Genomic DNA, 20,896 nt, shown 5'->3' with positions numbered 1-20,896 from the left:
GAGATGGCTATGACGATACAGAATGCAGCAGGACAGAGCACAACAGGCCAGACTGTGACCGCCGGGTGTCTGCTCCACGGATTTGGTGCAGGCCCAGAGGATTTGCTTCCCCTGAGGTCCGTCCTGGGGCCGCACCTCCAGTGGATCGCCCCTAGGGCTCCGGTTCCACTGGAAGTCAATGGAACGGTCTGGGGAAACGCCTGGTTTCCCCGGGACACCCGGGAGCAGCAAGACGCTCTCACGGGAACCTATTTCCAGAGTTTGCGCGACCTCGAGCCTCCAGGGTTGCTGGAAGCAGCTCAGGTGGTGAGAACCGCCGTGGATGAGGCTGGGCTCGATTGGTCCGGGCTGGTCCTGGTGGGTTTCAGCCAGGGTGCCATGGTGGCAGCCGAGCTTTTGCGACAGGCCATGAGCGGAGATAGTCCCATGCCCGCCGGAGCAATTCTCTTTTCGGGGGCTCTTATTGCCCGCAGCTGGTGGGAGGACCTTCTCTCCCGGGCGGATACGGGAACATTGTCGAAGGGGGCTGCGGTCTTTCAGTCCCACGGGGATCAGGACAGAATTCTGCCTGAGTCCGAGGGCCGAGCCCTGCGGGATATTCTTCAGAAAACCGGGTGTTCGCTGAAGTGGCGGAGCTTTTCCGGCGACCACGGAATCCCTCCCGAGATCGCCCGTGAAGCGGGGGAGTTTCTCCGCGCGATCTAGGATCCAGGTTTTTCGGAGGAAAATTACTCAGGAATTACTCAGATAATATTGACGGTCTATCAGGAAGGGCCTATATTGAAGAAAGTAAAAAATTCTGCGGAAAACCGCAGAACAAGTAAAACAAGTGAGGTAAAAGACTATGAAGAAACGACTCATCGCATTGGCAGGGGCCATTCTCCTTACAGCCGGAGCACTCTCGGCACAGACAACAGACAGCGCGTCTCTCTTTCTGAGTGGGGTGGTTGGACCCTACGTAAACATTGAGGTTACCCCCACAGCGAACGCAACAAACCTGCTTCTGAACATCGCCCAGGGTTCCCCCGTGACGGTGGCCGAGGTTGTCGAGGTGAGTAACGAGAGCTACACAGTGAGCGTCTCCTCGGTCAACAATTTCGCCTTCAGCAACGGAGACCACACCCATGACTACATCCTGTATTACGGAGGGACTGCCTTTCCCGAGGGTGGCCAGGTCTCGACGGGAGGCTTTGCAAATCACGTGACCCGAACCGTGGGTATCACCTACGACAGCGCCGGAACCCTTCAGGCAGGCACGTACACGGATACGGTGACCTTCACCATCGAGTCAAATAGTTGACAAGCCCCTGATTCGGAAGAGCAAAAAACGCCTGGCGGTATCCTGCCGGGCGTTTTTTATAGTACGCCCGGCAGGGCCCCCATCCTCCTGGAGGCTGATTATGCGCGTTCGTGACGGCTTGTCCCTGTGCTCGGTGTTCCTTTTCTCCCTATGCATGGTTTCCGGGCTCCAGGCCTTTCAACTGGTTCCCATGTCGGCGGTGATCGATCTCACCGCAGGTACTCCGGCAACCTCCTTCGAGCTGACCAATTCAGGAAGCGAGGCTGCCGCGATCGAACTGCGAGTCTCCACCCGCCGTATCGATCAGAGGGGCACGGAGTTTAACGACGACGCCTCGCACCTCTTTCAAGTCTTTCCTTCGCAAATTATCCTCAGGCCGGGCATCTCCCAGACGGTGCGTGTTCGCTGGATCGGGGAGGCCGCACCCGGACAGGAGCAGGCCTTTCGCCTGGTGGCGGAACAGCTTCCGGTGAGGTTGGGAAGGGACGCTCAGGAAGGGTCGGGGGTGCAGTTCATGCTCCGTTACCGGGCCTCTCTCTACGTCCGTCCTCCCGGAACAGCTCCGGAGGTCCGGGTGGTGAGCCTGTCAAAAGACCCCGAAGAAGGGACGGAGCTTCTCCTGAAAAACGAAGGAACCCGGCACCAACTCTTTTCCAGGGGCTCCGTGATAGTCACCGGGGCAGCAGGACGTGAAGAAACCCTGCGGATCGAAGACCTTCCCGCCTTTCAGGGCGTCAATCTTCTTCCTGGTGCTTCGCGGCTGGTTCGTGTTCCCCGGGATCAGTTTCCCTTTGAACCCCGGGACGTGTCCTTTCTCTTCGAGTGATCATGGGACGGTCCCTGGCCCGAAGGCGTCGGATGATCAGGGCGCATCTGATCAGGAGGCCTTTGGTAACGGTGGTACTGCTTCTGGCCGCCTCGGGAGTATCCTTGCAGGCAGACTCCACAGAGGACCTCTTTGCGACGGTCTTCGGAAAAACACCGTCCCAGGATCTTGTTCTACCCGTTTTTCGCAGCGGCCATTTTCTGGGTGAGGTCCAGGCCCGTCTTGACGATGAACAGGTCCTGGTGGGAGGAATATCACTGGCCACGATGATCGAACCTCTCCTGAACACCTCGGACCAGGATGAACTTTTGCGGCTTGTTCGGACAGAAACTGCCGGAGGAGAAACTCTGATCCCGCTGGAAAGGCTCTCTCCGGCGGGGGTTTACCTCACGTACCGTCCCGAGCGACTCCTGCTGGAACTCTCCCTGGATCCGCGGGTCCTGCGGGAGCAGCGCCTGGATGAGTCCCGGCAACCCGCCGATGGTCCGTTTCTTGAGCCGATCCCCTTCTCGGGCTACACAAACCTGATTGCCCGGGGCAATCTCTCCTCCGGGAATCAGCCCGGAGATCTTCTTCTTTCCCTTGAGCCTGTTTTCAACTACCAGGGGTGGGTCTGGGAATCGTCCCTGGGGTTTTCGTCGGAGCCCTTCCGCAAGGACTCGGAAGGTGAGCGGCGCAAGGACGATCCCGTGACGCTTCGTTATACCCGGGTTGTCCGGGATTATCTGCCCTGGAAAGCCCGTGCCGAGGCGGGAATTGTTCGCTACCGGACGGGTCGCCTCTTTCATGCTCCCGAGGTGGCGGGGATCTCGCTCACTCGTCATGACGATATTGGTCCCGATGACCCCCTGTATCGATCGGCTGATCTGCGTTTTATTGCTCCTTCCGATGCTCCCGTGGATATCGTGATAAATGATCGTCTCTACCGCCGGGTCCGGGTTGCCCCGGGGCCGTATCGGGTGTCTGACATTCCGCTGGGACGGGGCGTGAACGAGGTTCGGGTCGAGCAGGCTTCCCGGGGGGATGCCCCCCCGACTCTGCTCATGCAGGAGGTCATCCCGTTCTCGCCACACCTCCTCCGTTCGGGGCGCCACGAGTATTCCTGGGTCCTGGGGGTTTTGCGGGAGAACTTTGAGCATCAGGGGCCCTTCATCAGCGGGTTTCACCAGCGGGGAATGACCCCCGATTGGACCGCTGGTGGATCGCTGCAGGCGGCAGAGGATGCTCTCTCCCTGGGATTCCACAGTCTGGTGGCTTCTTCCTGGGGAATAACCCGCCTGGAAGGCGGTCTTTTCGCCGCTGCCGATGGTGAAAGAGGTGCAGCCGGTGAGATTTCTCACCTGATAGCGTCGCTCTCGCGGCGAGATCTTCCCACGCTGGAGGGGTCTCTCTCCCTGGAATCGTCGGAATACCGCCCTGTCTCGGCAGATGTCGCATCGGGAGGGCGCCTTCGGGGCGGCCTTGTTCTGACGCAGCGTTTCTCCCGGGGAATACACCTCTCCCTGGGGGTAGTTCACGATCAACCCTTCGATTTCCCCCGGGATCGGGAAACAACCCTTCGCCTGGCCTTTTCGCAGTTCTCTTCCCGGGGCTACTCCCTGAACGGCCAGATTGCTCCTTCCGTCTCCGATCAGGGGGTTCGATGGCAGGGAAGCATCTTTATTCGCCTGGGTTCTCCCGATCAGCGCAGGGCCATCTCCTCCAGCTACGATCTAGCCAGGGACCGGTCAGCTCTCCAGGTGTCAAACGTCCCCGACCGGGCCTTCGACGCGATAAACTGGCGGGCCGACTATGAACGAAGCGGTAATGCTCCGGGAGAGGTCCACTCTCTGGGGGGGAGCCTCCGCTACGATACCTTTCAGGGCAGCCTCCAGGCCCAGCCCAAGGCCCGGTTCAGCGAAGATTCAGATCAGGAACTCTCCCTGCAAAGCGAGTTTTCTACCGCCCTTGCCTGGGCAGGCTCGTCGGTAGCGGTGACCAGGCCCATTAGCGAGAGTTTCGTTCTCTTTGAAGCTCATGAGGAAGTTGCAGAGTATCCGATCGCGTTGCGCCCCGGAGGAGGTGCTGTATCGGCAGTCCTCCAGGGGCGACGAGCTGTCGTCCCTGACCTGCCTTCCTGGAAACGAAGCACTATCAGGATAGACGGAGCGGAGTTGCCCGAGGGGTTGTCCGTGGGAGAACGGGATCCGGCCTTCTTTCCGGGATACCGCCAGGGGTACCGTGTAGTGGTGGGAAGCGAGGCCACGGTATACGCCGTGGGACGACTGGTGGACATCCAGGGAACTCCTCTGGAGCTGGAGGCGGGAGAAGTGGTCTCCTCGGCGGGAGAACGCCACCTCTTTTTTACCAACCGCCAGGGGAGATTTGAGATACCCCACCTGGCCCCGGGCCGGTACCGTCTTTTCCTGATGGCGTACCCCGAAACGGAAGAACTCTTTCTGATTTCTCCCGAAGGTCGGGGACGGTACGATCTGGGCGATCTTCCGGTGATTCTGGAGAAGGAAACCCAATGATACAATGGAACAATCCAGCCGGACCACACCAGAGAAACCTCTGGGGGGACGGAACAACAGAGAGGAGGCCCGGGAAACGATGAAGAGTTTTGCAGCCAGACATCCGATGATGGCCCTTGCCGTGGCGACCCTCGTGTTTTTTTGCCTCCCCCGCGTCCTCTTTGCCGGTCCTCCGGGCCCGCCCCGGCTTGAGTTTGTCTCGATTCCCTCCCCGGTCACGGTGGATAACCAGATCTTCAGTCCTGCCCAGGGAACGATGGAGGTCACCATCGGGCACAGGGGTGGGCCAACGGGATATGTGGTGACGGCCTCCCCCGGCAGGAGCGGATCCTTTGATCCCCGAATCATGCCCTTCCAGGGTATTCTGGGGGTCTTCTTTCCTGGTCTGGATTATAACCTCTATACCCCTGACAACGAGATTCTCCGCGACTTTCCGGGGTCGCTTTCCCGGCAAGAGGTGTTGTGGGGGAGCTTCGGGAACTCGGGGAACACCCTCTCCACCCAGACCAGAACGGTGAGAGTGGAGATTCCCTCAGGGCAATTCGTCCGTCGAGGGGCCTATCAGGATCGCGTGGTTTTCTCGCTTTATCGGGGACGAAGTCCGCGTCTGGAAGAGCTGGAGCTGGTAGCGCGCCGCACCGTTTCTGTTCAGTCTGTTACGCCCACGGTGGCTCAGATCAGAATCTCGGGGCAGGATGCCTACGAGATGAACTTCTACCAGCTTTCTCCGGGGCAACGGCGTTCGGCCGTCCTTGAATACCGGGCCAACGTGGGGTTCAGGATCGAGGCGGCGAGTCAGAACGGCGGAGTTCTGGCAAATCAGACGGTTCCATCGGGAGAGCCTATTCCCTACCAGCTGCGTCTCAGGGGGGTGCCGGTGAATCTATCCCGGCCCGGTCTGGTGGAATTAAACCTGATTTTTGGCACGAGCCAGGAGTTCGAAACGATACCCCTGGACGTGACGATAGGCTCCTTCGGGCAAGTTACGCCAGGGCGATTTGAAGATGTCATTACCTTCACCATCTCCTCTTTCTGAACTTCGGGCTCGCGCCGGTGGACCTGTCAGGATTCTTCCGGGTGTGGTGAATCTGTCCAGTCCAGAAGCCTTCGAGCTGCCTCCTGGGCTATAGCCCTGTTAAGGCGCCAGGCTTCCTGATCTCCTCCTGCGCAGGCGCGGGCTGCTTCCTGATCCCTGTCCAGGAGGGCGCCCGCTGTTTCTGCCCGCCGGGCCAGGGTAACCAGAGGTTCCCGGAGATTGCTCTGTTCCTTCGTCAGGAAGAGCGCTGTCGCGTGAATCCGGTGGGCTTCTTCCATCTGGTCCACCACAACTGCTGACCATTTAGAGGTATCCATGAGGGGGGTTCCTGTCTTTCGGGCCTGGTATTCCTGGTAGTTGCGGCGAATGCTGGAAAAAATCTCTTGAAAGGAGGCAGAAAAAGTTCGGGTGTACATTTCCAGACGGTATTCTGATGCTTGCTCTTTCAGTTTCTGGAAGGTGGCTGCTTCCTTCTTGTACTTTTGGAGCTGGAGCAGGATATTCTTGATCGCCCCATCCATCCGTGCCGAGGGGTCTTTTGCCATGATATCTTTCACATCGGCGACGATGAGGCGCATCTCTTCGGCCGCACCGGGCTCGCCGGCGGCCTCTTCAGAACGGGGCGGGTTATGGCCGTGAGCCGGAAGCGTCTGCTCACCCCAGGCCGACTGGTCTCGCAGAATTGCTCCCTGAAGCCCCACGACTACCACCAGGAGCGCTCCCCTGGAGGCAAGTTCGGGGAGATGCCTGAGGGGGGAGTTGGAGAACTGAGCCTCGGCAAGTTCCTGGTACAGCTGAGAGAATCGCCTCCGTTTTACCTCGAGCATGCCCCCTTCGGCGGCGTTCTGAAGCTCTCTGGCTGTTTCCTGAAGGGCTTTTCGGGGCTCTTCCTGGAGAGGTTCCTGAAAATAGAGGGCCAGCAGATCCCGGGGACGGCGCAGCCGATCCCGGGCGGCCCGCCATGTTCCTTCACGGGCACGATCGAGGCTGTTCATACGATCAGTATAGTCAAAATTCACCCTGAAGTGATCGCCTTTCAGGAAGAATCAGGCAGTGGAATTATTTTTCAAAAAAAATCAATTCATTCAAGCAGTAATGCTCCAGAACTCCTCTTGATACATGAAAACACAACGCAAAGGAGTATCGCATGAATGATCTTAACTCCATCCTCATGGAGGGAAATCTCACGAGGGACCCTGTTCTGAGCAGCACCCCCTCGGGGACTTCGGTCTGCAATTTCGCCCTGGGAACGCACTATCGCTACAAGAAAAACGACGAGCCCCAGGATGAAACCTCCTTTTTTGATGTCGAGGCCTGGGCCCGCCTGGCGGAAAACTGTGCCGAATACCTCAAAAAGGGAAGAGGGGTCCGGGTAGTGGGCCGACTCAAACAGGATCGCTGGAAAGATGCCGAAGGACAGTCCCGGTCCCGGGTCAAAATTGTTGCCGAGCATGTAGAATTTCGATCTCTTCCCAAGAGGGCCTCTTCGGAGGGCCCCGGTCTTGGGAACGATCAGGAGGATCCGGCGGAGGAGCATAATGATTACAGCGATATAATTTCTGCCCGGGACATGGAGGCCGAGGTTAACGTTCTGTAGAGACATACCAGGGAGGGAAGGTGCAAGTCCTGTCGCAGCGTCCCCTCGGCGGGGTTCTCCCTCCCTTTTTTCCCCGGATGCCTGATTTTTGCTTGACCTTGTATTCCTGATGGGGGTAAAGTTTATTCCATGAAGAAGGAAGCAACCCCTTCAGCAGGATATCTCAACCAGACATCTCTTCAGTGGTGGTGGGCCGTGTAAACAGGTCCGCTCCTGAAACATGTTATGCGGACCGGTGCTCACTGGTCCGCGGTAGAAAAGCCGCGTGAGAACGCGGCTTTTTTTTATTCCAACGGGAGGAACGATGCCAACGGGAGGAACGATGGAACATCAAGGCGATAACCAGATTATCAAGGTTCTTTCAGGGGAACGATTCACCCCCTACGGGCTGGCGTGCAAGCTCAAGGCCCGGGTCATTCTGGAATCTGCCACCTTTGAGGGTGGCCGTGCCCGCTATTCACTGCTGGTCGTGCAGGAGGCCTTCCGGGTGTATCAGCGGGGTGGGGGGATCTACTTTGACGATGGTTCGCGGCGGTATCAGATTCGCAGTAACGCTCGAGACATTCTTGACGTACTCTCCTACTTTGCCGATCAGCATCGGGGACCACAGCAGGATTTTCCCTTTCCTGCGGGGGGGATCGGGTATCTTTCCTATGAGTTCTCCCGTTTCTGCGATTCCATCTCCTTTCCTGACCTGCCCGATCCTTTGGGGATACCCGATGCAGCCTTTCTCTTTGGCCACGTTCTGCTGGTCTTTGATCATTACAGCGATCTTCTCTATTTAATTGGCCTGAATTATCGCGAAAGGGGAATCAATCTGGAAGAAGCCCTCCGGGAGACGGAGCGGAAAATTCAGGATTTTGACTTTAACTATCTTCAGGATCAGCAGGCAGACTACACGGCAGAACCGATCTTTGACTCCCAGGATCAAAGCCGCTTCGAGCAGGGCGTGGAGAAAATCCAGGGTGAGATTGTCGCGGGGAACCTTCTCCAGGGAGTTCTTTCCAGGCGGTGCCGGGTGCGCACGGATATGCCAGCCCTGGAGGCGTACCGGAGGCTGCGCTCCTCCAATCCCGCGCCGTATCTGGTCTTTCTCGATTTTGATCAGTTTCAGCTTTTTGCGGCCTCCCCGGAAACGCACGTGGGGGTCAAAAAGGGAAAGGCCCTGATGCGACCCATCGCGGGAACTCGCCGGAGAGGCTCCTCCGATCAGGAAGATCGTGATCTTGAGAGAGAGCTTCTGGGAGATCCCAAGGAGCTTGCCGAGCATCTGATGCTGGTTGATCTGAGCCGGAACGATCTGGGTCGAGTCTGCCAGCCTGGCTCGGTGGAGGTGACCGCCTATCACAAGGTGGAACGCTACTCCCGGGTCATGCACATCGTGAGCCAGGTGGAAGGGGATCTGGCCCCGGGAAAGACTGGCGTTGACGCTCTGCGCGCCACCTTCCCTGCAGGAACAGTGAGCGGTGCTCCGAAGATCCGGGCTATCGAGACGGTGAGTCAGACCGAGCCGGTGCCCCGGGGGTTCTACGCGGGCGTGGTGGCCTATCTGGAACCGGGTGGAAACCTGGACAGTTGCATCACCATCCGGGCAGGGCTTCGCATACGAGACGAACTTGTCTTGCAGGCCGGGGCGGGAGTTGTCTACGATTCCCGGCCGGAGCGGGAGTTTGAAGAGACCCGGGAAAAATTATCGGCCCTGATGAAGGCCGTAGGTCTGGAGGGCAACCTATGATTCTCATAATCGATAACTATGATTCCTTTACGCACAATCTTTACCAGTATCTGGCGCAACTCACCGAGGAACCCCTTCAGGTGGTTCGAAACGATCAGATTACTCTGGAAGAAATCTCCCGGCGAAACCCCTCACGGATCGTGATCTCGCCAGGGCCGGGACGCCCCGCCCAGGCGGGTATCTCTGTGGAGGTAATCCGCCGTTACGGAGGGGTAATACCGCTTCTGGGGGTCTGTCTGGGACACCAGGCCATCGGGGAGGCCTTCGGGGGACGTACCATCAGTGCTCGCCGGATCGTCCACGGAAAGACCGATCGAATTCGGGTCGACGGAAAGGGGCTTTTCCGCTCTATCGATTCCCCGGCCGAGTTTGTCCGCTATCATTCCCTGGCGATCGATCCCGAGACGCTGCCTCCGGAGCTGGAGGTGACGGCCTGGTCAGAAGATGGTGAAATCATGGGGATTCGTCACCGGGAGTACCTTCTGGAGGGGGTTCAGTTCCACCCCGAGTCGATTGGCAGCGAGAGTGGGCTCAAGGTGTTGGCCAACTTCCTGAACTACCGCAGGGAGCCCTTCAAACCTCGCAAAACCCTGGAGCGGGTGATCGCCGGAGAGAATCTTTCCCTTGGGGAAGCCGAGGAGTTCATGGAGGAGGTCACCGACGGAAATCTGGGGGATGCCCAAATTGCAGGCTTTCTGGTGGCGTTGAACGCCAAGGGAATTACCCCTGAAGAGATCGCCGGGTGTGCCCGGGTTTTACAGCGCAAGCGGGTTCCTCTTTCGATGGACCGGCCTCTTTTGGACACCTGTGGAACCGGCGGTGACGGTCTGGGTACCTTCAACATTAGTTCTCTCACCGCCCTGGTGGCCGCCTCCTGCGGTGCTATAGTGGCAAAACACGGGAACAGAGCGGTGAGTTCCCGCAGCGGAAGCGCCGATTTCTACCGTGCCCTGGGGATCGGAGTGGAAATAACGCCGGACCAGGCCCGCCAGGCCCTGGAAACAGCAGGCTTTGCCTTCCTCTATGCGCCGTTGTACCACGGAGGAATGCGTTTTGCCGGGCCGGCACGAAAACAGCTGGGGATCAAGACGATCATGAATCTCCTGGGGCCTCTGGTGAATCCGGCGGGGGCCCGGTATCAACTCATCGGGGTTTTCTCCGAGGAATATCTCCATCCTGTTGCACGGGCGGCGGTTCTGCTGGGGGGGCGTCGGGGCATGGTGGTTCACGGCCTGGACGGGCAGGACGAGATCAGCGTATGCGCCCCCACGCGGATCGTTTCTTTCTCTGTGGAAGGAGGAGAGCCCGACGGGGGCTCTGCCGACAGCTCCTCTGCCGGAGAAGATCGTGACGGGCAGAAGCTTCTGGAACGGACCACCTTCGAAGAGTTTGTGATTCAGGCGGACAATTACGGTCTGAAAACCCACAAGCCGGAGTTGCTTGTCGGGGGAGATCCCCAGGAAAACGCCGAAATGGCACTTCGCCTGCTTCAGGGTGAGTCTGGCCCGGTCCTGGATGCCCTGCACGATGCAGTTGCACTGAACGCCGGGGCAGCGCTCATGGTCTACGGGATCGTCCAGACTATCGACGAGGGAGTTCGGCTGGCATCGAAGGCCCTGAAAGAGGGCCAGGCTGAGAAAACACTGGCCTCCGTTATCGAGGCAACCACGTGACGGGCGGGGATATTCTTTCCCGCATTGTGGCGCGCCGACGGGAGCGGCTTCGGGGGACCGGTCCCGACGACGGACCTCTTCAGGGCCTGGATCGGGAACTCTACGCCCGGGGACGGCTGGGGGGAGACCAGATACGCGCTTTTCCGGGGCCTCTCATCTGCGAGGTAAAACGTCGCAGCCCTTCCCGGGGCGACATCAAGGCGAATCTGAATCCTTTGGAGCAGGCGAAAACCTATTTTCGGAAAGGGGCTTCGGCGGTGAGTGTTCTCACAGAGCAGGATCACTTTGGCGGAGCCCTGGCGGATATCGTGTCGGTGCGCCGGGCGTTACCTGATCTGCCCATTCTCCGGAAAGATTTTCTCCTGGAACCGGAGGATGTGGCCGTCTCCTGGAACCTCGGGGCCGATGCGGTTCTGTTGATCGCCGGGGTCCTCTCCTTCGATGCTCTGGCCCGGTTGATGGAAGAGGCTCGACGCTTTGGTCTTGCCGCCCTGGTGGAAGTTCACACCCGGGAGGAGGTGGAAAAGATTCGACCCCTGGCACCGGCTCTGGTGGGCATTAACTGTCGCGATTTGCGTACGTTCCAGGTCGATCTTCTTCGCCCGGCCGAACTCATGGATTATGTGGACTGGCCCGCGAAGATCGTTTTCGAGTCAGGAATTTTTACCAGAGAGGATGCTCTCGTGGCCCGGGAGAGCGGCTGCTCATCCCTTCTGGTGGGAGAGGCTGCCGTTCGGGATCCTCATTGTATTCCTGCTCTGGCAGCAGTGATGAGCAAGGCATCTTCGGATCGAGGGGCCAGGCCCGTCCCTTTCTGGCGGTACTGCGCCCGACGTCGGGCGCATCGTGTGGTAGCGGCCGGGCCAGGGCGAGCTCGGCCGCTGGTGAAGATTTGCGGGATTACCAACGGGGAAGATGCCCTGCTGGCGCAGGATCTGGGGGCAGATATCCTGGGATTGGTCTATGCCGAGTCCCCCCGGCGGGCTCCGGAGGGCCTCGCCCGGGAAATGGCGGGGCTTCTCTCGGTGCCCCTGGTGGGGGTTGTCGTGGAAGGTCCCGAGCCGGCTGGTTTTGGGGCAAACCCGGCCAACGCCAGGGGACTGGAACAAGCCCGGAAGGATCTGGAAGAGGGGGCGCTGGCGGCGATCCAGTTCCACGGCCAATCTTCGGGAGAGAATATCTCTTCCCTGGCCTGGCCTGCGTTCAAGGCGGTGCGCCCGTCCTCTCCCCAGGATGCCCGTCACCTGCTCTCCCGTTGCGCGGGGCCCCGGGTCCTGGTAGATGCCTATGATCGCCACAGGTCGGGAGGAACGGGAACGGCCGTATCGGAAGAGGTTCTTGCAGCGGTGTGCGATCTCTTCGGGGAACGGTTCCGCGGTGCGTTGTGGCTTGCGGGTGGGCTTTCACCGGATACGGTAGGGGCTGTGATTGAACGATGGCATCCAGAACTGATCGATGCCTCGAGCCGTCTGGAGGAACGGGTTGGCAAAAAGAGCGGGCAACTTCTGGAATCATTTTTCAGGGCTCTGGAAACCGGTTGAACCCGGCATCAAACGTCCGGGACGACATTGAAGAGAATCAGTACGTGAAGAACCAATAGGTGAAGGATCAATACGTGAAGAGGAGAAAGAATATGGAAAAGACCCTGGAAACGATGGAAGCGGCCGATCAGACCTCTCCCGGGGGGGATCGCCCCGGCTATTTTGGCCAGTTCGGCGGGATGTACGTTGCCGAGGTTCTCCGGGGGCCTCTGGATGACCTGGCCCGGGCCTTCGCGGCCGCCCGGCAGGATTCCTGTTTCTGGCAGGAGCTGGAGGCTATCCGGGAACAATATATCGGAAGGCCCACGCCACTGCTCTTTGCGGAAAATGCCACCCGTGCCCTGGGCGGAGCGCAGATTTATATCAAGCTCGAGGGGCTGGCGAACACGGGGGCTCACAAAATCAACAATGCCGTGGGGCAGGCCCTTCTGGCGCGACGCATGGGAAAGAAGCGAATCATCGCCGAGACCGGAGCGGGGCAACACGGCCTGGCAACAGCTGCAGTCTGTGCAAAAATGGGGTTGGAGTGCACCATCTACATGGGCGAGGTCGACATCGCTCGGCAACGGCCCAATGTCTTCATGATGGAGATGTTCGGAGCATCGGTTGTGCCCGTTCGTTCCGGCTCCCGAACGCTGAAGGATGCTGTGAACGAGGCGCTCCGGGATTGGGCCGCAACCTATGAGGATACCCACTATATCATAGGGTCCGCGCTGGGCCCCTTCCCGTACCCCGATATGGTGCGGGAGTTTCAGTCGGTGGTAGGGGCCGAGACGGAAGAACAGCTCCTCAAACGCGGCGTCACGCCCACAGTGCTGGTGGCTTGCATCGGAGGGGGATCGAATGCGATCGGCTTCTTTTCACCCTATCTCGAGCGGTCAGCGCCCCGGTTGATTGGGGTCGAAGCAGGGGGGCGGGGAACCTCACCGGGAGAGCATGCAGCCAGAATGGGAGGTCAGGGCGTCCCCGGGGTTGTTCATGGCTACAAGTCCTACTTCCTTCTGGATTCCGACGGGCAGGTTCAGGAGACACACTCCATTTCTGCGGGCCTCGACTATCCCGGTATCGGTCCCGAACTGGCTCATCTGGGTGTGACAGGGCGGCTGGAGTTTCGAAGCACCACCGACGAGGAGGCTCTCGAGGCAGTGCGGTTTTTTGCTCGTCACGAGGGGGTGGTCTTTGCCCTGGAGTCGGCTCACGCCGGACATCAGGCGATCCAGTGCGCTCGGGAGCTCTCGCCGGAGGATGTGGTTGTGGTGAACATGAGCGGCCGGGGCGACAAGGACCTCTTCATCACGGCCCGGGCCATGACTCCCGGTCCCTGGAGAAAATATCTCCTCGATGAAGCTGCCGCGATTTCCCGGGAGGAAGAATAATGCCGGCGGTCATGGCTCACATGATTCCCTATTATCCGGACCTGGCCCGGTCCCGGCGTGTCGCGCAGGCGCTCATAGCCGGGGGAGTAGCCTATCTGGAGGTGCAGTTTCCCTATAGTGATCCCGCTGCCGATGGTCCTGTTATCCAGGCAGCTACAGCCGAGGCTTTGCGTCAGGGCTTTTCTCCCGACGCGGGCTGGGATTTTGTGGAAAGCCTCACAAGCCAGGAGAGGACTCCTCCGGTCTTTGTCATGAGCTACGCCGGGCTGGTCTTTGCCCGCGGTGTTGACCGCTTTGTTCGGGAAGCGGCTCGCCGTGGTGTTGCAGGTGTGATCGTACCCGATCTTCCCCTGGACAGCGATGAGGGATTGCTCGATGCAGGAAGACGCCACGGGGTCGATGTGGTTCCCGTGATCGCCTTCGGGGCGACTCCCGAGAGGATAGGCCTGGTTCACCGAAGCCGCAGCTCCTACGTCTATGCCGCGATTCGCCGGGGAATCACCGGGTCTGAAACTCTGATCGGCCCGGAGACGATCGCCTTCCTCCAGGAGCTGGGTAGCTCTGGCGCAAAGGTTCTGGCAGGGTTTGGAGTCTCCACGGCGGAACAGGTTCGGGCGGTGACGGCCCAGGCCCACGCAGCGGTGGTGGGATCTGCCTTTGTCCGGGCCGTGGAGGAAAGCCTTCACAACGAGGAAGAGGACCCCTTCGAAAGGGTCCACGCCCTGGCGTCCTGTCTTGTTGGCGAGGATGCGCCGGAAATGCGTTGACGCAGTTCCGTTCGCTGTCGTAGTGTCCCCTTATGGAGTGTTTTTTTCATGGAAATTGATGTAACGGCAGAAAACTTTAACGCTGAAGTGCTGGAGTCTCCGGTTCCCGTGCTGGTTGATTTCTGGGCCGAGTGGTGCATGCCCTGCAAGATGATCGAGCCGGTTCTTGCCGAACTCGCTTCTGACCTGGAGGGTGATGCCGTTATCGCCCGGGTGAACGTAGACACCGCCGGTGATTTGCCCGGCCGCTACGAGATTGTGAGTATACCGGCCTTGCTTCTCTTCAAGGGCGGAGAGGTAGTGGATCGCCATGTAGGGGCTGCTCCCAAGGAGCTTCTGCTGGAGTTGGTGAAGAAGCACCTGGGATAACCCCTGGACCGGGTTCCCTTCCCTCACGGCAGGGCTTGGCTAAGGTTGAAAAACATCTTCGCTATTCGGGGTTCCCGGTGTGGCGCCCCGGGTGGGAACGATGTGCCAGTCCGCCTTGCTCCGGGTGTTGATACCACTCCGGTCCCGGTTGATCGATCGGGTGGCGGTGCTCGGCGAGGGGTCGACGCCGTCATCGGGAACAACAAAAGCTCCCGCTATCTCCCACCCGCCCCGGGCAACCACGTCCTGGAAAATCTCAAACTGAGCCAAAGTTCCAAATCCTCTTCGGGGACAGGCGGGATCGTAGGTGCGGTTGCTGTAGAGGAACGCGTCCAGGATCGGGCCATCGGGGTGGGCTGTGAGGGTTATTCCCCCGCTGGTGGTGGGTAGCCCGTCACCGTCCCAGACCCAAAGATCCCACGCCTCGGGGTGGCTCCGCCTCCCTCCGCTGGCGCTCTTGTCGGTTATCTCGTCCACCTCATCGGGTATGTTCTGGGGGCGAAAGTGAACAATCACGTAGTCCTCGGCTTCTGCCTGGATCTCGGGGAGAATCTTGCGTGTGGTCCATCGCCGGGGGCTTCCGTTGTACAGGGTAAGCCCTCCCAAATTTCCCGCCTCGAAAACCCTCAGCTCGACAAACTCGGGATTATTCGTTGAGTTGTTCACTGCGATCTCATTTATCAGTACTCGCGGGATATCCGGATTATGGCCGTAGAAGCTCGCCAGAATAGAGGCGGTATTCCCCTGGTCATCCTGAATAAGAGCGTCTATCCAGTATTCTGAACCTGGTTTCAGCCGTTCTTCAACACGAATGAACAGATGGTTATCCTCCTGGCGGATCTCAAGAGTTTCCAGAGGAGGATCAAAAAAGGCCCGGGTCAGATTCACCGATCTGTTGAAGGTTAGTTCCAGTGTATTCCGGTCCAGGGAGCGGCTCGTTTTCAGCACCGGAGGGTCCCAGCTCTGGTCGATCATGTCAGGAAGTTCCGGCAAGGCGCTGCAGCCTGGGTAGGTGAGGGCGGCTGCAATGGCGGTGAGCGAAAAAACGATAAATTTTTGGAAAATTTGCACGCTTGTTCGTGCAAAAATCGGTGCAATCAGGAGGGGGCGGGATGTGGCGGTCATGGTAATCTCCTCTCTGCTCTTCATGACTTCATTTCCCATGAGGTAATAGCCCATGAGATAATCGTCCGGGTTTCATCCTTCAGGAAGGCCAGGAGGCTTCTGGTGCTTGGCAGGTTTTGCAAGATTGGCCAGGCGAGGCCGGGAAACCTTGCGGCGCTCCGGAATGGACGGGTATACTTTTTTCCAGGGGAGGTTCCGTGACAGATAATCCATTATTCGAGCGCTACGGAAAGACCGTGGAAGACGGTGCTGTGTTGTTTCGCGAAAACGAGCCGGGAGAAACCATGTATATCATCCAGTCTGGAGAGGTTCGCATCATGAGGACCATCAATGGCAAGGAGCATGTGCTGGCCTGCCTGGGAAAGGGTGATTTTTTCGGAGAGATGGCAATTGTCTCTCAGACGCCTCGTACAGCCACAGCAATCGCTGTGGGAACCACCGAGCTTCTTTCCTTTGATCGGCCAGGATTTGAGGCGATGATCGGAAAAAACACCAAGATAGCCATGCGGGTGATTGATACTCTGTGCAGGCGTCTCCAGAACGCAAATCAGCAAATGCAGTCCCTGGCAGAGCAGTTGCCGGGATCGAACGAGCAGAAAGAATAAAGCCCATGTGCGGTATTATTGGCTATTGCGGACCGCGCAGGGCGGCGCCTGTTCTGGTGGAGGGCCTCAAACGGCTTGAATATCGGGGGTACGACTCGGCCGGTATCGCCCTTGCCCGGGTTGATCAACAGGCCTCTGAAACGTCGGAAACCGGAGAAGAGCCTGGCCCCCTGCGGGTGATAAAGTGTAAGGGAAAGATCAAGGATCTGCGGGCCGTTGTCCCCGCCGATCTTCCGGAAACTACCGGTATTGGCCACACCCGCTGGGCTACCCACGGAGAAGTGACCGATGAAAACGCGCATCCCCATCTGGACAGCACCGAATCATTTGCCATTGTTCATAACGGAGTTATCGAGAACTTTCACCAACTGAAGGACCACCTCATGGCTGAGGGGGTAGAATTCCGTTCTGAAACAGATTCCGAGGTGATCGTTCACCTCCTGGCACGGGCCTACCAGGGAGATCTGGCTGCGGCGCTCAAGGCAACGGTTTCGCTCCTGAAGGGAACCTATGGAATCGTTGCGATGCATCGTGGTGAGCCCGGGCGACTTGTGGGGGCTCGGAACGGATCCCCTCTGGTTTTGGGTATCGGTCAGGGTGAAATGTTTTTGGCCAGTGATACCACGGCGATTCTGGGGCACACCCGGCAGGTGGTGTACCTGGAGGACGGAGAAGTGGTCTCTGTCACGGCCGATGAGTACATCACCTCGGATCTGAGAAACCGGGAGATCCACAAGGAAGTCGATCACATCGGGTGGGAGCTGGAATCAATCGAGAAGACGGGGTTTTCCCACTTCATGGAGAAAGAAATCCATGAACAGCCCGAAGCGATCCGCCGTGCCCTGCGAGGTCGACTTGATCGGGAATACGCCACGGGACACCTGGGAGGGTTGAATCTTGGCAGCCGTGAATTGCTGGAGGTTGGACGGATCGTGCTCCTGGCAGCCGGAACCAGCTATCATGCCGGAATGGTAGCCACCTACGCCCTGGAAGAACTGGTGCGAGTGCCTGCTGTAGCCGAACTGGCCAGCGAGTTGCGTTACCGGAACCCTCTGGTAGAGCGGGACGCTCTCTATTTCGCCGCAAGCCAGTCCGGTGAGACCGCCGATACCCTCTACGCCATGCGAGAAGTGCAGCGCAAGGGAGGGCGGGTGCTCGGTGTTTGTAACGTCGTGGGCTCCACCATTGCCCGGGAGTCCGACGGAGGGGTCTATATCCACTCGGGGCCGGAAATCTCGGTAGCTTCCACCAAGGCCTTTACCAGCCAGTTGGCCGCGTTCTACGTCTTTGCTCTTCTCATGGGGCGAATGCGGCACCTCTCCTTCGATCAGGGGGCGCGCATTATCGAAGCTCTGGAGGCGGTGCCAAAACAAATAGAGACGATCCTGGCCAATACCGCGCCAATTCAGGCCCTGGCCAAGCGCTACGCCTCGTGTGAGCATTTCTTCTTTCTTGGGCGCGGAATCAACTATCCTGTGGCGCTGGAGGCTGCTTTGAAGCTGAAAGAGGTGAGTTACATTCATGCCGAAGGGTATAGCGCTGCCGAAATAAAACACGGACCGCTTGCGTTGATCACCGAAGAGACGCCCTCGTTTTTTCTGGTTCCCCGGGATGGGCTGCGGGAGAAGGTAATAACCAGCATGAAAGAGGTAAAAGCCCGACGAGGTCCGGTCATCGCCCTGGCTGTTGAGGGAGACCGCGAAGTTGCTGATACCGCCGATGAGGTGCTCTTTGTGCCCGAGGCGCATCCCTTGATGTACCCCTTCCTTCTGGCTGTTCCCACGCAACTTTTCGCCTATTATTGCGCGCTGGCGCGGGGCTGCAACGTGGATCAGCCGAGAAACCTGGCCAAGAGCGTCACCGTTGAGTAGGAGCGGGGTGTCCCTTCTGGGCGTCTTCCTGCTGACCCTTCTGGTGGCAGAAGGTGCCTGGGGCAACCGCCTGGAGGGCGCTGCTGTGCTCCAGTCCCAGCCCCGGGAGGGGGAGGGGCTCCCCTTTCTGCCGGCGAATACTGTGAGGTACCTCGCTGCTCCCTACCGATACGGGGATCTCCTCCTGGAGGTGTACCTCGTTCCGGCTCCGCTCGGAGGGCTCCCGTCTCCGGGGCATGGCGCCCCTCCCGAATCTGCGACAGCAGAAGCGTCCTGGGAGGTTTTTTTGTGCCCCCCCTTGAGTGCGGAGAAAAGGCTCTCCGCATCCCGGCAGAAGGGTCTTATCGTTCGTAGCGTCCACGAGGGGTTTCGGCTCTACCTGACAGCCCCCGGGGAGTTTTCGGGGCACTGTGAGTTTCTTCAGTCCTTTCTGGAGCTCTTTCTTTTCTTTCTGGATGCTTCTCCGGGAGAGGGATACCGAAGAGGCGAAGGATTCTTCCGGCGCCCCCCGGAATTCCCGGCGGTCCTCGAACTGGGATAACCGGGGCGTATCCTGCCGGAGTCATCCTCCCCCGCCCGAGATCGTCAGGAGAGGGGCGCCGTGGCCCTCTCGAGCCAGAGGAGATCCTCCCCGGAGAGGTCTTCGCTGAGTGTTGTGTACACACGATGATGGTATTGATCAAGCCACTCACGCTCCAGTGGTGTCAGTAAATCCTGATCTATCAGATTTCGGTCGATCGGACACAGAGAGAGTGTTTCGAAGCGCAGGAATGCGCCGAAAGGCGAAGTTTCGGGAACCGCTTCAAGGCGAAGCAGGTTTTCTATTCGTATTCCGTATTGGCCGGGCCGGTATAGTCCCGGCTCGTTTGAGCAGATCATACCCTCCTGGAGGGGCGCATCGGAACTGCCTGGTGCAATCCGCTGAGGTCCTTCGTGGACGTTGAGAAAAAAGCCCACCCCGTGGCCCGTGCCGTGACCGTAGTTTCTTAACTCTTTCCATAGCGGAGCTCGGGCGATCGCATCGATCTCACGCCCCGGGGTTCCTTCGGGAAACAGGAGCGTAGCCAGGGCGATATGCCCCTTCAGGACCAGCGTAAAGTCTCTCGGTGCTCCTGGAAATGCCTGGAGCGTTCCGGGTCCCTGCGGAGGATTGATTGCCACGGTCCGGGTAATATCGGTGGTTCCGTCCCGATACTGGGCCCCTGAATCGATGAGGTAGATCGCTGGAGGGGTAAGGGGACGAGCTGTCTCAGGGGTAACGCTGTAGTGGACGATCGCTCCGTTTCCATTGATCCCGGAAATGGTCGAGAAACTATCGCTCACGTAGTGCGGGTCAACCTGGCGGAACTCCTGGAGTTTTTTTGCGAGGCTATACTCGTTTAGGGCTTCCCCGCCTTCCACGGCTCGTTCCATCCAGGCCAGAAATCGAACCAGGGCCAGCCCGTCCCGGCGGTGGGCCTCCCTCAGGTGCCGGGACTCGGTTGCGTTTTTCCGGGCCTTCATCCCCGTTGATGGCTGCTGCTGTAACCGTATCTCCCGGGGGAAGAGCTTTGTAGCTACGGCCCAGCTCGTGCGCTCCGGATCGATCAGGATCGGTTCGGGGAGCTCCTGAAGGTGGGATTCAAAGTCCTGGTAGGGTCGCAGCTCCACCCCCGCCAGGGCCAATGCGTCCCGGGCTTCCGGGCTGAGGCGGTCGGTCCGGGTGAAGAGAATCGGCGGTGAGTCACGGGAGATTGTCAGATAGGCAAGAAAAACCGGGTTATAAGGGACATCGCTGCCACGGACGTTCAAGGTCCAGGCAATATCATCCAGGGTCGAGATGACGTGAGAAGCTGCTTTCTGGAGGTCCAGGACGTCTTGAAGACTGCGGATTTTTTCCAGAGCAGAGACACCTGCGATCTCTTCTGAGAGGGGGTGTACGGGTTCAGCAGGAAGGTCGGGCCGGTTGGGCCATATCTGATCAAAAGGATCTTCCACAGCGACCAGTTCAATCTGTGCCTCCATGAGGATCGGGGAAACCCGTTGATGCCAGGCCACGGTAACGACCTGGCCATCCACAGCAACCCGGGAACGGGGGGAGAGAGCCGATGCCAGCCACTGGGGATAATCGGGGGTATTCCCGGAATGAAGGCGGAAGAGCCGAAAAGGCGTTCCTTTCAGGGATTCCTCGGCTTCCAGGAAATAGCGGGAATCGGTCCAGAGTCCTGCGTCTTCGCGGGTTATGACTACAGTTCCCGCAGAGCCGGTAAAGCCGCTAACAAAAGCACGGGTCATGAACCGCGCCGGAACGTACTCCCCCTGGTGCGGATCTGCGCTGGGGATAATGAAGGCAGAGAGATTTTCCCGAGCCATCCAGGACCGGAGGGCGTCCAGAGGAGAGTCTCCGGACTCTCTGGTATCGGATTGTGAATCAGATATTGTCATGAGGGCAGTGTAGCACAGTAATTTTTTTTCACAAACTGCGGGAAAAGCAGTTGACGCGCAGTAGTGGGAGCTGATAGATTCACCCTCGCACGGCAGTGATGCGGTGCACTGACTGAGAGCAACCAACCATGAGTTGAG

General features: G+C 59.0%; 18 protein-coding genes. 15 read left to right on the top strand and 3 right to left on the bottom strand.

Annotated features, from left to right (window positions below; all coding sequences use genetic code 11):
* Positions 1-9: 9 nt before the first annotated feature.
* From BW950_RS07050 to BW950_RS07030, 5 genes are all read left to right on the top strand, one after another.
* Complete coding sequence (locus BW950_RS07050; RefSeq protein ID WP_076488596.1) at positions 10-705, top strand: alpha/beta hydrolase; 696 nt, start codon at positions 10-12, stop codon at positions 703-705.
* Between the two features lie 139 nt (positions 706-844).
* Positions 845-1,300: a hypothetical protein gene (locus BW950_RS07045; RefSeq protein WP_076488595.1), complete on the top strand. Its 456-nt coding sequence runs from the start codon at positions 845-847 to the stop codon at positions 1,298-1,300.
* A 100-nt stretch (positions 1,301-1,400) separates the two neighbouring features.
* Positions 1,401-2,126: a fimbrial biogenesis chaperone gene (locus BW950_RS07040; RefSeq protein WP_076488594.1), complete on the top strand. Its 726-nt coding sequence runs from the start codon at positions 1,401-1,403 to the stop codon at positions 2,124-2,126.
* 2 nt (positions 2,127-2,128) lie between these two features.
* Positions 2,129-4,639 (top strand): fimbria/pilus outer membrane usher protein, encoded by a 2,511-nt coding sequence (locus tag BW950_RS07035; RefSeq protein WP_076488593.1) that lies wholly within the window; start codon positions 2,129-2,131, stop codon positions 4,637-4,639.
* A 4-nt stretch (positions 4,640-4,643) separates the two neighbouring features.
* Complete coding sequence (locus BW950_RS07030; protein ID WP_076488592.1) at positions 4,644-5,675, top strand: hypothetical protein; 1,032 nt, start codon at positions 4,644-4,646, stop codon at positions 5,673-5,675.
* A 26-nt stretch (positions 5,676-5,701) separates the two neighbouring features.
* On the opposite strand, the gene BW950_RS07025 is transcribed toward BW950_RS07030, so the two are convergent.
* Complete coding sequence (locus BW950_RS07025; RefSeq protein ID WP_076488591.1) at positions 5,702-6,670, bottom strand: hypothetical protein; 969 nt, start codon at positions 6,668-6,670, stop codon at positions 5,702-5,704.
* 152 nt (positions 6,671-6,822) lie between these two features.
* On the opposite strand from BW950_RS07025, the gene BW950_RS07020 reads away from it, so the two are divergent.
* The 7 genes from BW950_RS07020 to trxA all read left to right on the top strand — a co-directional run bounded on the left by BW950_RS07020 (position 6,823) and on the right by trxA (position 14,733).
* A complete protein-coding gene (locus tag BW950_RS07020) occupies positions 6,823-7,272 on the top strand; it encodes a single-stranded DNA-binding protein (protein ID WP_076488590.1) in 450 nt (149 codons plus the stop codon).
* A 322-nt stretch (positions 7,273-7,594) separates the two neighbouring features.
* Positions 7,595-9,007, top strand: a complete 1,413-nt coding sequence (locus BW950_RS07015; protein ID WP_076488704.1) for a chorismate-binding protein — start codon at positions 7,595-7,597, stop codon at positions 9,005-9,007.
* Positions 9,004-10,680, top strand: a complete 1,677-nt coding sequence (gene trpD / locus BW950_RS07010; RefSeq protein WP_076488589.1) for an anthranilate phosphoribosyltransferase — start codon at positions 9,004-9,006, stop codon at positions 10,678-10,680. Before BW950_RS07015 ends, trpD begins: the two co-directional genes overlap by 4 nt.
* Positions 10,677-12,221: a bifunctional indole-3-glycerol phosphate synthase/phosphoribosylanthranilate isomerase gene (locus BW950_RS07005; protein ID WP_076488588.1), complete on the top strand. Its 1,545-nt coding sequence runs from the start codon at positions 10,677-10,679 to the stop codon at positions 12,219-12,221. Before trpD ends, BW950_RS07005 begins: the two co-directional genes overlap by 4 nt.
* 92 nt (positions 12,222-12,313) lie before the next feature.
* Positions 12,314-13,597 (top strand): tryptophan synthase subunit beta, encoded by a 1,284-nt coding sequence (trpB, locus tag BW950_RS07000; RefSeq protein WP_499697526.1) that lies wholly within the window; start codon positions 12,314-12,316, stop codon positions 13,595-13,597.
* 11 nt (positions 13,598-13,608) lie between these two features.
* Positions 13,609-14,364: a tryptophan synthase subunit alpha gene (gene trpA / locus BW950_RS06995; protein ID WP_234969048.1), complete on the top strand. Its 756-nt coding sequence runs from the start codon at positions 13,609-13,611 to the stop codon at positions 14,362-14,364.
* Between the two features lie 48 nt (positions 14,365-14,412).
* Positions 14,413-14,733, top strand: coding sequence for a thioredoxin (gene trxA, locus BW950_RS06990; protein ID WP_076488586.1), 321 nt, complete (start codon positions 14,413-14,415; stop codon positions 14,731-14,733).
* Between the two features lie 39 nt (positions 14,734-14,772).
* Here the strand turns inward: trxA and BW950_RS06985 are convergent, their stop codons facing one another.
* Positions 14,773-15,882: a lipoprotein TP_1001-related protein gene (locus tag BW950_RS06985; protein ID WP_143559161.1), complete on the bottom strand. Its 1,110-nt coding sequence runs from the start codon at positions 15,880-15,882 to the stop codon at positions 14,773-14,775.
* A gap of 173 nt (positions 15,883-16,055) precedes the next feature.
* Between BW950_RS06985 and BW950_RS06980 the strand changes: the two genes are divergently transcribed.
* Genes BW950_RS06980 through BW950_RS06970 form a run of 3 tightly spaced genes read left to right on the top strand, consistent with a single transcriptional unit; the run spans position 16,056 to position 18,875 of the window.
* The gene (locus BW950_RS06980) at positions 16,056-16,463 is read left to right on the top strand and encodes a Crp/Fnr family transcriptional regulator (RefSeq protein WP_094336489.1); all 408 of its coding nucleotides are present in this window, start codon (positions 16,056-16,058) and stop codon (positions 16,461-16,463) included.
* 5 nt (positions 16,464-16,468) lie between these two features.
* A complete protein-coding gene (gene glmS / locus BW950_RS06975; protein ID WP_076488583.1) occupies positions 16,469-18,334 on the top strand; it encodes a glutamine--fructose-6-phosphate transaminase (isomerizing) in 1,866 nt (621 codons plus the stop codon).
* Between the two features lie 7 nt (positions 18,335-18,341).
* Complete coding sequence (locus BW950_RS06970; protein WP_076488582.1) at positions 18,342-18,875, top strand: hypothetical protein; 534 nt, start codon at positions 18,342-18,344, stop codon at positions 18,873-18,875.
* Positions 18,876-18,919: 44 nt separating this feature from the next.
* Here the strand turns inward: BW950_RS06970 and BW950_RS06965 are convergent, their stop codons facing one another.
* On the bottom strand, positions 18,920-20,758 hold the full coding sequence (locus BW950_RS06965; RefSeq protein WP_076488581.1) for an aminopeptidase P family protein: 1,839 nt from the start codon (positions 20,756-20,758) through the stop codon (positions 18,920-18,922).
* Positions 20,759-20,896: the final 138 nt, after the last annotated feature.

Origin of the sequence: Alkalispirochaeta americana, from assembly GCF_900156105.1 — a bacterium.
Taxonomy (GTDB): domain Bacteria; phylum Spirochaetota; class Spirochaetia; order DSM-27196; family Alkalispirochaetaceae; genus Alkalispirochaeta; species Alkalispirochaeta americana.
Note: the sequence above shows the minus strand (reverse complement) of the source record. Positions and strands in the feature narration are given on the sequence as shown.

What these genes read in the sequence shown, in the direction of transcription:
- BW950_RS07050 (WP_076488596.1), top strand. Translation starts at nt 10, where the DNA reads ATGACGATACAGAATGCAGCAGGACAGAGCACAACAGGCCAGACTGTG.
- BW950_RS07045 (WP_076488595.1), top strand. Translation starts at nt 845, where the DNA reads ATGAAGAAACGACTCATCGCATTGGCAGGGGCCATTCTCCTTACAGCC.
- BW950_RS07040 (WP_076488594.1), top strand. Translation starts at nt 1,401, where the DNA reads ATGCGCGTTCGTGACGGCTTGTCCCTGTGCTCGGTGTTCCTTTTCTCC.
- BW950_RS07035 (WP_076488593.1), top strand. Translation starts at nt 2,129, where the DNA reads ATGGGACGGTCCCTGGCCCGAAGGCGTCGGATGATCAGGGCGCATCTG.
- BW950_RS07030 (WP_076488592.1), top strand. Translation starts at nt 4,644, where the DNA reads ATGGAACAATCCAGCCGGACCACACCAGAGAAACCTCTGGGGGGACGG.
- BW950_RS07025 (WP_076488591.1), bottom strand. Translation starts at nt 6,670, where the DNA reads ATGAACAGCCTCGATCGTGCCCGTGAAGGAACATGGCGGGCCGCCCGG.
- BW950_RS07020 (WP_076488590.1), top strand. Translation starts at nt 6,823, where the DNA reads ATGAATGATCTTAACTCCATCCTCATGGAGGGAAATCTCACGAGGGAC.
- BW950_RS07015 (WP_076488704.1), top strand. Translation starts at nt 7,595, where the DNA reads ATGGAACATCAAGGCGATAACCAGATTATCAAGGTTCTTTCAGGGGAA.
- trpD (WP_076488589.1), top strand. Translation starts at nt 9,004, where the DNA reads ATGATTCTCATAATCGATAACTATGATTCCTTTACGCACAATCTTTAC.
- trpB (WP_499697526.1), top strand. Translation starts at nt 12,314, where the DNA reads ATGGAAAAGACCCTGGAAACGATGGAAGCGGCCGATCAGACCTCTCCC.
- trpA (WP_234969048.1), top strand. Translation starts at nt 13,609, where the DNA reads ATGGCTCACATGATTCCCTATTATCCGGACCTGGCCCGGTCCCGGCGT.
- trxA (WP_076488586.1), top strand. Translation starts at nt 14,413, where the DNA reads ATGGAAATTGATGTAACGGCAGAAAACTTTAACGCTGAAGTGCTGGAG.
- BW950_RS06985 (WP_143559161.1), bottom strand. Translation starts at nt 15,882, where the DNA reads ATGAAGAGCAGAGAGGAGATTACCATGACCGCCACATCCCGCCCCCTC.
- glmS (WP_076488583.1), top strand. Translation starts at nt 16,469, where the DNA reads ATGTGCGGTATTATTGGCTATTGCGGACCGCGCAGGGCGGCGCCTGTT.
- BW950_RS06965 (WP_076488581.1), bottom strand. Translation starts at nt 20,758, where the DNA reads ATGACAATATCTGATTCACAATCCGATACCAGAGAGTCCGGAGACTCT.